Source organism: Halogranum amylolyticum (genome assembly GCF_900110465.1).
Lineage (GTDB): Archaea > Halobacteriota > Halobacteria > Halobacteriales > Haloferacaceae > Halogranum > Halogranum amylolyticum.
On sequence record NZ_FODV01000008.1, the window covers coordinates 132,897 to 146,824 of the forward strand.

The following is a 13,928-nucleotide window of genomic DNA, read 5'->3' on the forward strand; positions in this document are numbered from 1 at the left end:
GCCGACCCCTCGCCCATGAAGGTACTGCTGGGCATCGGCGGGAGTGAGGACTCCATCCGCGCGCTGGAGCAGACTGTCGAGCGTGCGCTGGCGGCCGGAGACGATCTCACCGTCGCCATCGTGGAGAACCCCAACACCGACGTCGCGCCCGACGAGATCGAATCGGAGGTTCGAGCGGTGCTCGACGAGGCGGGACTCGCCGCCGACGTCCGCCACGTCGAGGGCGACCCCGGAAGTCACATTGTCGATATCGCCGAGGAGGAAGGATTCGAACAGATCGCCCTCGGCGGCGGCGAGACCAGTCCGATGGGGAAGATCAACATCGGCGGGATCGCCGAGTTCGTCCTCCTGAACTCCCACGTGACGGTGAAACTGGTGCGATGAGCGACCGAATCTACCCCGAGGCGCCCGCCGAGGCGTTCACCGAACCGCCAGTCGAGTTCGAGGACCGCGAGGGACGAACGATCGAGATCCGCTCGTACGACGCGGCCGCCGACACCGACGCCGACGAGGAGTTGGAGGCGCTCGTCGAGATGTATCTGGAGTTCGACCCCGCCGACCGCGCACAGGGGATCCCTCCCGGCCGCGAGAGCCGCGTCCGCAGCTGGCTGGAGAACATCCTCGACGGCGACTGTCTGAACGTCATCGCGTGGGACGGCGACCAGGTGGCCGGCCACGCGACGCTCGTACCCGCTGAGGACGACGCCTACGAACTCGCCATCTTCGTCCTCCAGAAGTACCAGCAGGCGGGGATCGGGACGAAGCTCATCGAGGTGCTACTCGGCTACGGCCGCGCCAACGACGTGGGGAAGGTCTGGCTCACCGTCGAGCGCTGGAACCGCGCGGCGGTGTCGCTCTACAAGAAGATCGGGTTCGAGACGAGCGACGCAGAGAGCTTCGAACTCGAGATGACGCTGCGTCTCTAAGGGGGGCGTCGTCTCGTCTCGGCGAGGCTGCCGGTCGTCACTGCGACCGTGACGGGTCGGTAGTGTCGACCGCCGTCGACGCCGGTTCCGTCTCAAACCGACAGGATCGGCTGTGTCGCGTACAGCAGCACGTACTCGGCGGCCTTCTCCAGCACCTCGCTCGGGTCGTCGGACATCGGTTCGCGGGGGACGACGACGAAGTCGGCGTCGAGGTCCTCGGCGGTGTCGAGGACGACGCTGCCTGGGTGACGCGTCTTCACTCGCGTCGAGAAGCCGTAGGCAGTCGACGTCGTGAGTTTCACGTCGCTGTCGGCAGCGATCTCCTTCGCCGAGGTGGTGAACGACTCGGTGTCGGCGGCGACCTCCTCCTCGTCGACGACGCCGTTTTCGATGGCGCGGACGATGTCTTCGCCGAGGACGTAGACGGTGTGAACCGAGGCGTCGTACTCCGCGGCGATGGCGACCGCGTACTCGACGGCAGTCGTCGACTCCTCGCTCCCGTCGACCGGGACGAGCACGAGGTCGATGTCGAGTGCATCCATACCTGCCCCTGCGAACCGGGACGGCAAAAACACTCCCCCGTTCGTCGTCGACCGATGCGGCGCAGTTTTATGACACGGGCGAGCGAACGCCGCGGTATGTTCGACCGCATCGTCATCTCGACCGATGGCTCCGAGAGCGTCCGCCGGGCAGTCGACGTCGCCCTCGACCTGGCCGACCGGTTCGACGCCGAGGTGCACGTTCTCTCGATCGTCGACACCGGCGAGGTCGAGTCGTCGCCGGACCGCCTCCGCGAGGAGATGCGCGACGCACTCACCGAACAGGCCGAGGAGGCACTCGAGAGCGTCCGCGAACTGACCGACCGCGACGTGCAGACCGCCGTCCGCGAGGGGCGACCGGCCGCGGAGATCACGTCCTACGCTCGCGAGGTCGACGCCGACGTCGTCGCGACGGGGACGCGGGGTCGACACGGCGAGAACCGCTTTCTCATCGGCAGCGTCGCCGAGCGCGTCGTCCGAACCTGCCCCGTCCCGGTGTTGACCGTCCGGCAACTGGCCGACGAGGAACGCTGAGCGGCCGGCCGCAGACCGAGGGCGGCGGCCCGGAACACGGAGCACGGGAGTTTTCACCCGTCGCACCGACTCGTCGGTATGGACGACGATCTCATCGACAGCAGTCGCCTCCCGCTCTCGCGGAAGTCGCTACTCCCGGGGACCGGATTCTTCTATCCCGACTCGCTTGACGAGGACCGAGACGACGAACGCGTGCAGGAGGCGGTGGAGGGTGCGGAGGTGGTCGTCATCGCCGACGCCGACGCCGACGGCCTCGGCAGTGTTGCACTCCTTCGTGAGATGTACGACGCCGCACTCGACGTCGAACCGTTCGAGGCGGCCATCGCCGAGCGGTTGGCCGGCGAGGAGTGGTCCGACGAGGAGGACGAGGAAGACGACGACGCACCCGAATCACCCGTCGCGCTCGTCGGTGCCTCGCCGCACAACCTCGAAGACGAGATGGCCCGCGTCGCCGAGTTCGCCGACGACGGCGTCGAAGTGTACGTCTGTGACCTCTGTCCGGACCGCTACGAGTACGTCGAGGAGGAGTTGGCGGACCTGTTGGCACACGCCTCGTCGGTGCGCTGGTTCGACCACCACCAGTGGCGCGACGAGGTCGCCGCGGAGGTCCGGGAGGCCGGCGTCGACCTCGTCGTCGGCGAGTCCGAGGAGGAGTGCACCACCGACGTCGCGCTCCGCTCGCTGGACTACGAGTTCGACGAGAAGTTCGTCGACCTCGCCACCGTCACGCGTGACCACGACCTGTGGCTTCGGGAGGACCCCCGCAGCGACGACCTCGCGGACTACGCCTACTGGACGGGTGCAGAGGAGTACGTCACCGTCGTCGGCACGTACGGCGCGGAGTTACCAGAGATCGTCGAGGAGTACATCGCCGAGCGTCGCGTCGAGAAAGAGCAGCTCATCGACCTGGCCGTGAGTCGCGCAGAGATCAAGGAGGTCGGCCCGTGGACGGTCGGCATCACCTACGGCCGCTGTTCGCAGAACGAGGTCGCCGAGGCACTCCGCGAGCAGGGCACCGACGCCGCGGTGATCGTGAAACCGGCCGGCAGCGCCAGCATCCGCGGCACCGAGGGGTTCGAGCGCTGTCACGAGGTCGCCGCACAGGTCAACGGCGGCGGCCACCCGAAGGCCGCCGGCTGCAAGCCCGACATCTACGACGACATGCTCGACTACGCCCACCACTGGTCGACGCAGGGCTCTGCGGCGAAGCGCGTCATCCTCGCCGCGTTCGAGCGGTTGGCCGAAGAGGAAGCCGAAGAAGTCGACGACGCAGAGGGCGACGTCGTCGACGAGGGTGAGTCGGACGGCGACAGCAGTGACGAAGAGTCAGCCGACGGCGACGACGAAGGCATCGAGACCGAGCGATAGCCCGTCGAACCCCCTCCGTTTCGGGTCGAACGACGACTGAACCCCTTCGTTTCGAGTCGAAAACGAGCCGAACAGCCGCGATCCCGACGTTACTTCTCGCCGACGACCCAGCGGTCGGAGTAGGCGGTGCCGCACTCACACTGCGCGTAGGCGTGGATGACGTCGCCCTCCTCGTAGAGACCGCCGACCTCCTCGTTCTGCTCCTCTGCGAAGGCGAAGACGAACTTCACGTTGTGGTTCTCGTCGGGTTCGGCCTCGGGGCAGTCGCCGCCGCCGAGATCGGCGCCGATCTCGCCGCGGTTGCCCATCGCACCTTGGGCGAACTCCATCGCGTCCATCCCGGTGCCGGAGGCGAACATCCCGCGGCCGTCGTCGCCGTCGACGACGAGGACGACGCCGTTCTCGACCTCCTGGCCGTAGTTTGCGATCTTCCCTTCTTCGTCGAGATACTCGTGAGTGAGAAAGAGTGCAACGTCCTCGAGGCGCTCGCCCGCGAGGAACTCGTCGAGTTTGCTCATGGGGAGGGTTCGTTCGTCCAAGGGTAAAAAGCGCCTGTCCTCTGTTTTAGCTGGCTGGTGACTGATACGTTTCTTCGACGGTGCTGGATAGAGAGTCTATTCAGCAAAGTAGTAACCTGACAATACATAATACAGTTCCAACAAATGAGTGTAACTGTGGTTGACTCCACGTGAAAGGGTCGCTCAGCCTGGCCAGAGCGCCCACCATCGCGGTGGGTGGCCTGAAATAGAGCCACGATGGTTCAAATCCATCCCCTTTCGTTCTGTTCCCCGTTTGGGCTTCGTTGGTGTGAGAGGAGAAGTTCAGTGACCGACTTGCGCGAGCTATTCAGCACGACAATTCTGTCGGCCGAGAGAAGTTTTGGCTGCGTTTCAACAGAGTCGGTCGACGTGAGAGAGTCCCCCTCGAAAGCCCCGAGTCGCTGAACTCGGAAGTCTGGCGAGACCTCCGGTCTCACTGCTTCCTGCTCGCACTGCTCGCAGGAGCCTCGCTGTGCGCGCTCGCTTCGCTCGTGAAGACCTCGCGCGAGTGGCTCGCGGCAACGCGAGAGCCACAGGCTCTTGCTGGCCTTCGCTCGGGTCCCTCGCGAAGACACGCAGGCCGCGCAGCCACGCGCCACAGTTGTCACTGAGCACGTCGCGAGTCCACCGAAAGGTCAGCACGACGACTAGTTGTCTTCCAGTTTCTCCGCGATCGACGCCAGCGAGTCGTTCGGTTTCTGTGGGACGTCGTAGACGACGCGCTTGCCGGGGACGCGCACGCCGTAGAAGAACTCCGGTTCGACTTCGTCGACTTCGACGCTCGAACCCGGGTCGCGGCCGGTCGTCCCGCACCACTCGACGAGGCGGTTCTCACTCTCGCCGGGGTTGCGCGCGAGACGCTTGTTGTCGTACGCGCCGCGGACGAGCAGACCTTCGGCGTCTTCGACGACAGGTGCGTGGTACGTCTCGCCGCCGAGCGAGAGGCGGACGACGTCGCCGCCCGAGAGCGAGAGTTCGCTCGGGAGGCGGAGACAGGGGCGGGTGGTGCCGCCGCTGCGGACGATCTTCGCGCGGACTGTCGAGACCGACGGGTGGTCGCTGGGGACGCGTTCTGCCATTGAAAGAGAGAAGAGACGTCTACTCGTCGGCGTCCTCGTCCTCGTCCTCGGCGTCGCCCTCGCCGAGCGCGGTTTCGACGTCGCCCTCACCGAGCGCCTTCACGTTGATCTGGACGGTCTCCTCGGAGACCTCGCGGCCGCGGACGGTGATGCGCTTGCGCTCGCCGTCACGGGACGGCTTGTAGCCGACGCCGCCGTCGAGGAGCACTTCCTTGAGGTTCGGGCCGGCGACGTCCTTTCGCATCGGACGACCTGCCTTGTCCGAGCCACCGGTGAGTTCGAGCGTGAACCCGTCGAGACCGACGGCCGCACCGTCGACCTCCTCGCCGAGCGAGCGCCCGAGGAAGCGGTTGGCGTCCTGTCCGTCTACGTCCATCTGATACGTGTTGCCGGAGTCGGGGTCGGCGACGACGACTTTGAAATCTGCCATAGGCGGGATGAAACGGTCGGCGATAAAAAGTACGTCGAAACGGTCGCCGCCGAACGCCGTTGGCCGTGAGAACAGTGACCGTGGGCCGTGTCGCTCCCACAGTAGCCTCGGTCTACGCCGACTGTCGCTTCGGCGGCCGTCCCAGTGCCTCCTCGACAGCAGCGACTCGATCTGCAGTGTGCTCGCTGCGGTCGCGGCGGTCGTCGATCTCGAGCGACGTGATGATGCGGTCGGTGTCGACGGCCTCGTGAGCGGCCTGCGCTGCGGCGAACACTTCCGCGGTCGACTCCGCCTCGATCACGGTGTCCATCGCAGTCGTCTCGTAAGAGACGTCGAAGTCGTCAAGCGCGGCGACTGCGCGAGCGATCTCCTCGGCCATGCTTCCCTTGTGTACCGGTGTGATTTCCAGTCGTGCGATGACAGTCATCTGTGGAACCTCCGATTGCGGGGAGGGCGCAGAGCGCGTCGTCCCCTCTCGTGATAGACACTAGCGACGGGCAAATCGTTTTGTACGCGTTCGACAGAACGACCGTCGACGACGAACGCTGAGAACTGGACTCGGAAACGGCTCGCTATCCCTCGAACCCGTCTTCCCACCGGAACGTTCCGTCGCGCTGGACGACCTCGCCGTCGACCTCCAGTCGGGAGTCCTCGCTCACGTCCGTGATCATGTCGACGTGGACGGCCGACTGGTTCGCCTCGTCCTCGTGGCCGTCGGGGAAGTTCGAGCCGTAGGCGCGGCCAACTGCCAGATGAACGGTGTCGCCCATCTTCTCGTCGAACAGGATGTTGTCGGTGAAGCGGTCGATGCCGCGGTTCATCCCGATGCCGAGTTCGCCCAGTCGGCGGGCCCCCTCGTCGGTGTCGAGGACGTCTGCGAGCGCCTCCTCGCCCGACTCGGCCGAGAAGTCGACGACCTCGCCGTCCTCGAACGTCAGATGGACGTTCCGGACGCGCTTGCCCGAGATGGTCATGGGCACGTCGAAGAAGACGGTGCCCTCGGTAGCGGTGGGGGCAGTGAACACCTCGCCGGAGGGGAGGTTGTGGGAGTCGTAGACGACGGAGGCCGCGGAGTTGACGGCGACGCGGTTCTCGATCGACATCGTCAGGTCGGTGTCCTCCTTGACGATGCGGACCTCGCTGCCCGCGTCGAGGACGTCTTTCATCTCGGCCATCTGCTCCGCCAACTCCTCCCAGTCGCGCAGGACGGCGTCGTAGACGAACTGCTGGTACTCCTCGTAGGCCATCCCAGCCTGCTGGGCGAGCGAGCGAGTCGGGTGGACCGTCGACATCCAGTCGGTCTCCATGCGGGCCTCGCGGATGCCGGTCGTCGCCTTCGAGAACGCCTGCTGTCTCTCGCCGGGGACGTCCGCCGTCGCCGACGTGTTGCGGCCGCCGCCGAGGAACAGGACGGAGTCGGCGTTCTCGTAGAGCGCGAGTTCGTGTGCCGGGTCGTCGTCGAAGTCGCCGTCGTGCGCCTGCAGGTACGCACGAGAGACTTCGCTGGAGGCGTAGGTCGTCACGACGTTCGCGCCGCGGTCACCCAGCTTCTCGGCGACGGCGACGGCCAACTCGTGGGCGTCTTCGGCGACGGAGAGGACGACGTCGTCGCCGCGCTCGATTCGAGCGCTCCAGTCGACGAGGGTCTCGGCGTGGTCGTGGATTCTCGGGTCCATACCGCCCGGTGGACTGGCGTCGTGAAAGTCCCGACGGTCCGTGTGGTCTCGGTCGGCGACGCGGTTCCGGCGAGAGCGACGGCTGGCCGCGGGAACCGCAACCCCTACCTCTCCGGACGCGACAGCCCACACCATGCAACTGGGCGTTATCGGACTCGGACGGATGGGGCAGATCGTAGTGAACCGCGTGCTCGACGCCGACCACGACGTCGTCGCGTTCGACCTCTCGGCGGAGGCGGTGGCGACGGCAGCAGACGCCGGCGCGGAACCGGCAGAGTCGGTCGAGGACCTCGTCGACCGCCTCGGCGACGACAGACGCATCTGGCTCATGGTCCCCGCAGGGAAAGCCGTCGACGCGACGCTCGACGAACTGGCACCGCTACTCGACGCCGAGGACGTCGTCGTCGACGGCGGCAACTCCCACTTCGAGGCGTCGACACGCCGCGCGGAGTCCGTCGACGCGGCCTACCTCGACTGCGGGACCTCCGGCGGCCCGGCCGGCGCAGAGCTCGGTTTCTCGCTCATGGTCGGCGGTCCCCAGTGGGCCTACGACGAGCTGACACCCGTCTTCGACGCCGTCGCCACCGGCCCCGACGGTCACGACCGCATGGGACCGGTCGGGTCGGGTCACTACGTGAAGATGGTCCACAACGGTGTCGAGTACGCGCTCATGCAGGCCTACGGCGAAGGGTTCGAACTGCTCGCCGAGGGGCGCTACGACCTCGACCTCGAAGCCGTCGCCCGCACGTGGAACAACGGCGCCGTCATCCGCTCGTGGCTGCTCGAACTCTGTGAGGAGGCGTTCCGCGAAGAGGGGACCGACCTCGGCGACGTCTCCGACCACGTCGCCGGCGGGTCGACGGGAACGTGGACGGTCCAGGAGGCGCTCGAACAGGAAGTTCCGGTGCCGCTCATCTACCAGGCGCTCGCCGAGCGGTTCGGCAGTCGTGCACCCGAGACGGGCCGGTTCTCGCGACGACTCGCGAACCGACTCCGGTACGGGTTCGGTCGGCACGAAGTCGCCCGCGAGGAGTAGCCCCGCGAGCGGATTCCCACGGGTGAAACGAGTGGGAACGAGACAGAACGTGCTCTGTCGGAGCGAGCGCAGAGCAAAAGGTGGGAGCGAAGACGCGAACAGAGTCGGCCGTGGACGACGATTCTCCCGAGTCACTGTCGTACGACAGCGGACGCACCAATCATAACCCTGTTAAACCCACACTCCGAACCCCTCGCTATGGCAGAGGTAAATCTACTGGGAATCGGCCTCGGCGCGACGCTGACGCTCATCGCCGTCGCCATGCACTTCTCGAAGGGGACTGGATGGACCCCGACGCAGGACATCTCACAGGACGTCCTCGAGAAGCGCGCGTCGACGGTCCCCGAGACCGACTTCCCCGAGCCGATGAACCGCGCCATCGGCGGTGGTGGCGGCGCTGCCGCCGGCGCGGTCGCCGGTGAGGAGGGTGCCGAACTCGAAGAGGGCGCCGAAGAGGAAGAACAGAGCCCGGCAGACATGCCCGAAGACGAGGTCGAGTACTTCGAGATCGAGTTCGTCAAGGAGGGCAAGACGATCGAACTCGCCAGCAACGAGACGATCCTCGATCAGGCCGAAGACGAAGGGATGGACCTTCCCTACGCCTGTCGACAGGGACAGTGCGTCTCGTGTGCCGCCCACATTCCGGACGGCCCCGGCGACGACTACGTCACCCACTTCAAACAGGAGACGTTCTCCGACGATGAGATCGGCGAAGGGTACATCCTGACCTGCGTCGCCTACCCGAAGGCGTCGTTCTCCATCGAAACGAGCGAAGCGCCGTAACCGGGTTCGATTCGCGGCCGATACGATCTTTCGACTCCCTCTCTGCTTTCTCACGTCGTGACGCCACTCCGGTTCGGACGGTGTGGAGCGGACGAAGTCACCGACTGTGACTCCACAACGGTTAAACGGAGGTAGAGTGTACGAACTGGCGAGGGCCCGTAGCTCAGTGGACAGAGCACTTGGTTCCGGACCAAGATGCCGCGGGTTCAAATCCCGTCGGGCTCGTCATTTCTCGTGACGCTCCAAAGTCGGCCACGTCTTCGTCGCAAAGCGGTAGAGTTGTCGCCTCGACGAGAGACGATTGGATTCTCTCGTCACTTCCGTCCCAGAACATTCACGTCCGCCACCCGAGACTACGAGCTATGGCCAGTGTGGCGTCGCTTTCGGAACCGGAGGTCCTCGCACACACGAAACGCCGTCTTTTCCCGGACACAGAGGAGCCGAACACCTACTCTGTCGTCGATACGCAGTTCGCGATAGAGGAGTGGCTCCCGGGACAGCCGATCTCGTCAGAGGTACGTGAGCAGCTGGCACCCTTCAATCACGTTCGGTTGGGTTCGGGCTATCCGGATCTCGTCGGGGTCCGTCTCCTCGGGTCGGATCTTCTCGCAGTGGAACGGTTCGGCGACCAGCCACCGCTCGTCGCCGTCGAGGCGAAAGGATACACCGATACCGGTGCAGTCGACGTCGAACGGGGGGTCAGACAGGCGTACGATCGCCTCCACGAAGCCAACGCCGCCTACGTCGCAGCACCTGTTCGAGCGATCTCGCAGTCGGTCCGGACGCTCGCTCGCGAACTCAACGTCGGTGTGCTGGGCGTCGACACTGGAGGTGCTGTCGAACCGCTCGAAGTCCCGCGTGTCGTCGGGAACCGAACCTCCGACGACGCGACGGCTATCCGTTTTCAGGCGACGGCACAAGGCGTCGCCGACAAGTCGTTCGGTTTGAACCATCCGAAGAACTATCTCGGCGTCCCGCTCGCACTCTACCACGACGACGACACCGACGAGCTCCTCGCCGAAGAGTCGTGGGAGCGACGACCGATGCCCGCCGAGGAGCGACCTTTCTCGGGCTGATCGAAGAGAACCCGGACCGAACCGAGCTCACGTCGCTCGGCGAGGAGGTCGTTCGGTTCGCGCTGCACCGCTACGGGTCGGCCGACGCCGCACTCACGTCGTTCGAAGACTGGCGAGGGTCGCGGAATCGGTTCTGTGACCTCGCGCCGGAGTGGGGACTGGTGACCAGACGCGTCGTCTGGGCGTATCCGGCGACCCAACTCCTCGTCGAAGAGCTCCAGACCATGCACGACGACGGAGTCGACGAGCCGTCGCTCGTCGACCTCGTCGAGTGGCTCCACGTCCAGCATCCGACGTTCACCGTCGAGCTGTTCCTTCGCGGGAGCGACGACGTGCGCAGTAGGGTGCTCGACGAACAGGGTGGTCTTCGGGTGAGAGAACTGAACGACGGAACCGTCTTCCACTCACCGACGGTGTTTCAGTTGAAAGCGATGCTCTATCACGGCGGCATCCTCATGGAACGAGGGGCCGAACCCCACCGACTCGATCCAGAAACCGACGTCTGGGCGCTGCGCGAACCACTGGAGTTCATCTAAGAGGGATGTGGGTCACTCAGGTGTGACAGTCGTCGTCTCGTCGTCGCCGTGGTCGATGTCGACCGTGTGTCGCGTATGTCGGGCGTGAATCTCGGCCCAGCGCCGAGCGGGGCGTTCGGACAGAAACTCGTCGCCGTCGGGACACTGCCGACAACGGGCGACCCACGGACTGACGCTGTCGGGGAAGTGTCCCGTGTGACGCATGTGGTCGAGAGCGAACTGTTCGACGGACTGGTTTCCGACCTGCAGGTCGTCGAGTTCGTAGGAGAGCTCCCACTCGCAATTACAACGACTGCAGGAGACCGTCGGTACGTTGTCGTAGTCGGGCTCGCCGTCGTCACTCTCGTCGGACACGGTTCTTCGTATGCAGTGACTTCCTTTCTGTGTGTCGGTACGACCGGTGGTCGACACGCTGAAACTCGACAAGGAGACTGGAATAAACGGTGGCGTGACCGGCGAAAGTCAGACCGGTCACGACGAACGTGCAACGCTGTCAGACGAGGGTTGTGAACCTCTCGTTAAATCCCCGTTTTCTGTTCGATCGGATCGCTTCCGTCGCTCGATCAAAGTCGGTCGACCGCTTCGACTCCCGTCTGAGGCGGGAGACTGTACGTTCGAAACCGTCGTCCGTCCGTCAGAGGCCTCGACAACTCAGTCGAACCGAACCTCGAGGCGGTCCCATCACACCTGCTCGCTGCTCACGTACTGCGGTGAGAGCGTACCGACCCGTGTGTGAACTGCGAACCGGATAACCGGCTTCGTCGAACTCACAGGCGAACGTCCGGACTGTGAACGACAGGTGTCGTCGGTGGCGGCCGATACAAGCGAGCCTCGACAACCGACGAGGCGGCTCTGGTGGGTGTCGCCACCGTCATTGCCGCGGTCGTCGTGCATACACCGTCTGCTCGCTGTGCGAGCGGTCGAACCTCCATCCGTCGCGTTGGATTTGGAGATACGTTCCTCACCGACGAGTGTCCGTCGTTCGGAACGGTCGGTTCCGGTCCAGTAGTCGTCGACTGCGCTTACGGAAGCAGCCCTCACGACGGCGACACGACTAATATCGCCGAGAGTTGGACCGACTAGCAGCGTCGTCGGTTCAGTGGTCTCCGTCTCATCGCCGAAGTCCGTTCGAGTACTCGGTCGCGAACGACCGTCGACGGCTGGTAGTCGGGCCCCACCGTCTTTGTTAATCTCGCACAAGAGGTGTACAGATGCGAATCCCATACAGTGGTTCTCTCTCGTAGTGTCTCGGAAAGCATACTCTCTACTGCGAGCGAAACGTTGCGGGATCCGGAGAAACGGCCGAAGTCTGGTCCTAACGGGGCGACGACAGCTAGGTCTTTCGATCCAAAGACCGATAAGAGAGTGACTAACTCGACGGTCCCTCGTAAGTCGACTCCGACGTTAGTGTCGGTCACCGCCGAGGAAGACGGACGACGTACTAAGCAAAAAAAGCGAGATGGCGAGAAGGACGAACGACGCAGTTAGTACCGCGAGGGCAGGTACGCCATCCCGACGAGGAGCACCGCGACGGATCCACAGAGGATGACGATCCCCCAGAGTCCGTTGACCTGCTCGTGGAACTCGGCGATACTGTTCGTCTGCATTCGGTAGCTCTCGAAGTTCTGCGTGAGAGCGACCGTCTCGTTGTCTTGGAAGTGGACGAGGTACGTCTGGTTACCGAGGGTGACGTTCCCCTCGTCGCTCAGTTCGGCGGTGTTAGTCTTCTCTCCTGTCCACGCCAGTGTGACCGACTCGTTTTCGACCGCGTCGACCGTCGTCTCGTTACCCTGGTACGTCAGCGAGTCGTTCTCGCTGTACTGCTGGGTGGACGGTTCGGGGAAGTACTCGTCGACCGGGACGGCGTTCAGACTCCCGTCTTCACCTTCGACGAGCACGACACGTTCGCCGTTTCGCATGACCGTCTGGTTGTCCGCTGCGGGATCGTTCTGGAGGACCTGCGTCTGGTTGATCTCCTCCCGAAGGACGAAGTCCGTCGGGTTCCCCGACGTCTGCTGAACGAGGACACGGTAGGTGGTGTTGTTCTGCCCCATGTTCACCGTCGTGTTGTTCTCCCACTGGGCGGTGTAGCGGGCTGAGTCGTTCACCCACGAGACTTGCCCGGAGCGGACGAGTTCTCCACCGCCACCACCACCGCCGTGGCCGCCACCACCGCCACTCTGAACCTCTGCAGAGATGCTCGTGACGTTGTACGTCTGTCCCTCGACTTGGAAGGTCTCTCCCTGACTGAGTTCGTATTCGGGGTTCTCGAACCCGATCGTTGGAGTCTGGGCGGTCGCGATGAGCGAGTAAGCGCCCGCGCCGATGACCAGGAAGAGCGCGACGTAGATGGCCGCAGCGCGTCGTTGCATACGTGGGCCAAAGGCTACCCGGCGTATAACGGTTACTTTTCGGCTGACAGACCTTCGGTCCCGTGAAGTTGAACGGACCGACTCACGAGCCGCCCCGACCGGGAAGAACTTCGACGAGCAGTACGAGAAATACGACACCCACGGCGACGACAGCGACCACGAGGCTCTCGAGACTGAGCGGGAAAAGCGAGGAGACGGCAACCACACCGGCGCGTAGTCCGCAGCGGATCGCGGGACGCCACGGGAGATGGAGATACGCGAGGACGGTTATCGAAACGGCGAACACGTAGTCGAGAGTGTCTAAGTACGCATTGGTGAACTGACGGCCAACGAGTCGGTCTCTCCCTTGCGTACGAGAACTAGCGAGTTAATCTTTCGGCTGTTGGGGTTGCTCTAGAGCCTCATCTCTGTCGTTGCGAGCGCCGAGTTATCTGCAGACAAAATCGATGTCTCCGGAACGGTAGGTGGCGTCTCTGATTGGTCTCAATCGGAGATAGAGAAGCCAAGGGCCGGATTTGAACCGGCGATGGGCGGCTCTGCAGGCCGCTGCGTTAGGCCGGACTCTGCCACCTTGGCGCAGTTGACCGTAGAGTAGTAGCGCGCTTAAGCCTAGCGGTCTCAGGTCGACTGCTTCGTTCGATTACGCCCGATCAAGCGGTTCCCACCTTCGCGCCGCCAGGCGCGATGGTGGGCCCTGTCTGCTGATGCTGTGCCGTCGCTGCCGCGGTACTGTCGTTGCTTGTGTGATACTGACTGTTTCGTCGCGGACGCGGGGCTGTCGGTAGCTCGTCGCAGACGCGGTGCTGTCGCTGTCCGGTGCTGTCGCTCGTCGCTACAAATGAAATAAGCCCCCGAGCACCGAATGCTCGGGGGCTGAGATATGAGTGGAGGCGGCGAAGAAGTGTTTCCAGAGGGTCTCCCACTCCAGTACTTGCTTCCACGCTGGTGAGCTTAACTTCCGTGTTCGGGATGGGTACGGGTGGAACCTCACCGCTGTGGCCGCCTGAACGCCGACCTACGGAATCGAACCGTAG

Annotated in this window: 15 protein-coding genes, 3 tRNA genes, 1 rRNA gene and 1 pseudogene; 9 read left to right on the plus strand and 11 right to left on the minus strand. The window is 64.3% G+C overall.

Features of this window, described 5'->3' with window-relative positions; translation table 11 throughout:
- Nucleotides 1–15 precede the first annotated feature (15 nt).
- Together BSG17_RS15210 and BSG17_RS15215 are read left to right on the plus strand one after the other, a co-directional pair.
- Nucleotides 16–384 carry a universal stress protein gene (locus BSG17_RS15210; protein WP_089825588.1) on the plus strand — a complete coding sequence of 123 codons (369 nt, stop codon included), beginning with the start codon at nt 16–18 and terminating at the stop codon, nt 382–384.
- On the plus strand, nt 381–926 hold the full coding sequence (locus tag BSG17_RS15215; protein ID WP_089825590.1) for a GNAT family N-acetyltransferase: 546 nt from the start codon (nt 381–383) through the stop codon (nt 924–926). The genes BSG17_RS15210 and BSG17_RS15215 overlap by 4 nt, the downstream gene beginning before the upstream one ends.
- 92 nt (nt 927–1,018) lie before the next feature.
- On the opposite strand, the gene BSG17_RS15220 is transcribed toward BSG17_RS15215, so the two are convergent.
- The gene (locus BSG17_RS15220; protein ID WP_089825592.1) at nt 1,019–1,468 is read right to left on the minus strand and encodes a universal stress protein; all 450 of its coding nucleotides are present in this window, start codon (nt 1,466–1,468) and stop codon (nt 1,019–1,021) included.
- A 96-nt stretch (nt 1,469–1,564) separates the two neighbouring features.
- Between BSG17_RS15220 and BSG17_RS15225 the strand changes: the two genes are divergently transcribed.
- Both BSG17_RS15225 and BSG17_RS15230 read left to right on the plus strand, forming a co-directional pair.
- A complete protein-coding gene (locus tag BSG17_RS15225; protein ID WP_089825636.1) occupies nt 1,565–1,999 on the plus strand; it encodes a universal stress protein in 435 nt (144 codons plus the stop codon).
- Between the two features lie 78 nt (nt 2,000–2,077).
- On the plus strand, nt 2,078–3,367 hold the full coding sequence (locus tag BSG17_RS15230; protein WP_089825594.1) for a DHH family phosphoesterase: 1,290 nt from the start codon (nt 2,078–2,080) through the stop codon (nt 3,365–3,367).
- 89 nt (nt 3,368–3,456) lie between these two features.
- Here the strand turns inward: BSG17_RS15230 and BSG17_RS15235 are convergent, their stop codons facing one another.
- Nucleotides 3,457–3,885 (minus strand): DUF5807 family protein, encoded by a 429-nt coding sequence (locus BSG17_RS15235; RefSeq protein WP_089825596.1) that lies wholly within the window; start codon nt 3,883–3,885, stop codon nt 3,457–3,459.
- Nucleotides 3,886–4,057: 172 nt separating this feature from the next.
- On the opposite strand from BSG17_RS15235, the gene BSG17_RS15240 reads away from it, so the two are divergent.
- Nucleotides 4,058–4,146 (plus strand) — tRNA-Phe (locus tag BSG17_RS15240).
- Between the two features lie 407 nt (nt 4,147–4,553).
- Here BSG17_RS15240 and BSG17_RS15245 read toward each other — a convergent pair.
- The 4 genes from BSG17_RS15245 to BSG17_RS15260 form a co-directional block, all read right to left on the minus strand.
- Nucleotides 4,554–4,985 carry a DUF7112 family protein gene (locus BSG17_RS15245; RefSeq protein ID WP_089825598.1) on the minus strand — a complete coding sequence of 144 codons (432 nt, stop codon included), beginning with the start codon at nt 4,983–4,985 and terminating at the stop codon, nt 4,554–4,556.
- A 19-nt stretch (nt 4,986–5,004) separates the two neighbouring features.
- Nucleotides 5,005–5,415, minus strand: a complete 411-nt coding sequence (locus BSG17_RS15250; RefSeq protein ID WP_089825600.1) for a 30S ribosomal protein S6e — start codon at nt 5,413–5,415, stop codon at nt 5,005–5,007.
- 112 nt (nt 5,416–5,527) lie between these two features.
- The gene (locus tag BSG17_RS15255) at nt 5,528–5,842 is read right to left on the minus strand and encodes a thiamine-binding protein (RefSeq protein ID WP_089825602.1); all 315 of its coding nucleotides are present in this window, start codon (nt 5,840–5,842) and stop codon (nt 5,528–5,530) included.
- Between the two features lie 145 nt (nt 5,843–5,987).
- Nucleotides 5,988–7,091: an aminopeptidase gene (locus BSG17_RS15260; RefSeq protein ID WP_089825604.1), complete on the minus strand. Its 1,104-nt coding sequence runs from the start codon at nt 7,089–7,091 to the stop codon at nt 5,988–5,990.
- Between the two features lie 133 nt (nt 7,092–7,224).
- On the opposite strand from BSG17_RS15260, the gene gnd reads away from it, so the two are divergent.
- The 4 genes and pseudogenes from gnd (at nt 7,225) to BSG17_RS28615 (ending at nt 10,522) form a co-directional block, all read left to right on the plus strand.
- On the plus strand, nt 7,225–8,127 hold the full coding sequence (gene gnd, locus BSG17_RS15265; protein ID WP_089825606.1) for a phosphogluconate dehydrogenase (NAD(+)-dependent, decarboxylating): 903 nt from the start codon (nt 7,225–7,227) through the stop codon (nt 8,125–8,127).
- 198 nt (nt 8,128–8,325) lie between these two features.
- A complete protein-coding gene (locus BSG17_RS15270) occupies nt 8,326–8,910 on the plus strand; it encodes a 2Fe-2S iron-sulfur cluster-binding protein (RefSeq protein ID WP_089825608.1) in 585 nt (194 codons plus the stop codon).
- A gap of 152 nt (nt 8,911–9,062) precedes the next feature.
- Nucleotides 9,063–9,135: transfer RNA gene (locus BSG17_RS15275), tRNA-Arg, on the plus strand.
- 137 nt (nt 9,136–9,272) lie between these two features.
- Nucleotides 9,273–10,522 (plus strand): annotated as a pseudogene (locus BSG17_RS28615) (hypothetical protein).
- A 12-nt stretch (nt 10,523–10,534) separates the two neighbouring features.
- Here the strand turns inward: BSG17_RS28615 and BSG17_RS15285 are convergent.
- The 5 genes from BSG17_RS15285 to rrf all read right to left on the minus strand — a co-directional run bounded on the left by BSG17_RS15285 (nt 10,535) and on the right by rrf (nt 13,901).
- Complete coding sequence (locus BSG17_RS15285; protein WP_089825609.1) at nt 10,535–10,876, minus strand: DUF8062 family protein; 342 nt, start codon at nt 10,874–10,876, stop codon at nt 10,535–10,537.
- Nucleotides 10,877–12,006: 1,130 nt separating this feature from the next.
- Complete coding sequence (locus BSG17_RS15295; protein ID WP_089825612.1) at nt 12,007–12,894, minus strand: hypothetical protein; 888 nt, start codon at nt 12,892–12,894, stop codon at nt 12,007–12,009.
- Between the two features lie 82 nt (nt 12,895–12,976).
- The gene (locus BSG17_RS28305) at nt 12,977–13,099 is read right to left on the minus strand and encodes a hypothetical protein (protein WP_280141185.1); all 123 of its coding nucleotides are present in this window, start codon (nt 13,097–13,099) and stop codon (nt 12,977–12,979) included.
- Nucleotides 13,100–13,394: 295 nt separating this feature from the next.
- Nucleotides 13,395–13,470, minus strand: a tRNA-Cys gene (locus BSG17_RS15305).
- Nucleotides 13,471–13,779: 309 nt separating this feature from the next.
- A 5S ribosomal RNA gene (gene rrf / locus BSG17_RS15310) occupies nt 13,780–13,901 on the minus strand.
- Nucleotides 13,902–13,928: the final 27 nt, after the last annotated feature.

Coding starts and splice junctions, on each gene's coding strand:
- gnd (WP_089825606.1), top strand. CDS start 7,225: ATGCAACTGGGCGTTATCGGACTCGGACGGATGGGGCAGATCGTAGTG.
- BSG17_RS15295 (WP_089825612.1), bottom strand. CDS start 12,894: ATGCAACGACGCGCTGCGGCCATCTACGTCGCGCTCTTCCTGGTCATC.
- BSG17_RS15255 (WP_089825602.1), bottom strand. CDS start 5,842: ATGACTGTCATCGCACGACTGGAAATCACACCGGTACACAAGGGAAGC.
- BSG17_RS15225 (WP_089825636.1), top strand. CDS start 1,565: ATGTTCGACCGCATCGTCATCTCGACCGATGGCTCCGAGAGCGTCCGC.
- BSG17_RS15215 (WP_089825590.1), top strand. CDS start 381: ATGAGCGACCGAATCTACCCCGAGGCGCCCGCCGAGGCGTTCACCGAA.
- BSG17_RS15270 (WP_089825608.1), top strand. CDS start 8,326: ATGGCAGAGGTAAATCTACTGGGAATCGGCCTCGGCGCGACGCTGACG.
- BSG17_RS15235 (WP_089825596.1), bottom strand. CDS start 3,885: ATGAGCAAACTCGACGAGTTCCTCGCGGGCGAGCGCCTCGAGGACGTT.
- BSG17_RS15220 (WP_089825592.1), bottom strand. CDS start 1,468: ATGGATGCACTCGACATCGACCTCGTGCTCGTCCCGGTCGACGGGAGC.
- BSG17_RS15245 (WP_089825598.1), bottom strand. CDS start 4,985: ATGGCAGAACGCGTCCCCAGCGACCACCCGTCGGTCTCGACAGTCCGC.
- BSG17_RS15250 (WP_089825600.1), bottom strand. CDS start 5,415: ATGGCAGATTTCAAAGTCGTCGTCGCCGACCCCGACTCCGGCAACACG.
- BSG17_RS15260 (WP_089825604.1), bottom strand. CDS start 7,091: ATGGACCCGAGAATCCACGACCACGCCGAGACCCTCGTCGACTGGAGC.
- BSG17_RS15210 (WP_089825588.1), top strand. CDS start 16: ATGAAGGTACTGCTGGGCATCGGCGGGAGTGAGGACTCCATCCGCGCG.
- BSG17_RS15230 (WP_089825594.1), top strand. CDS start 2,078: ATGGACGACGATCTCATCGACAGCAGTCGCCTCCCGCTCTCGCGGAAG.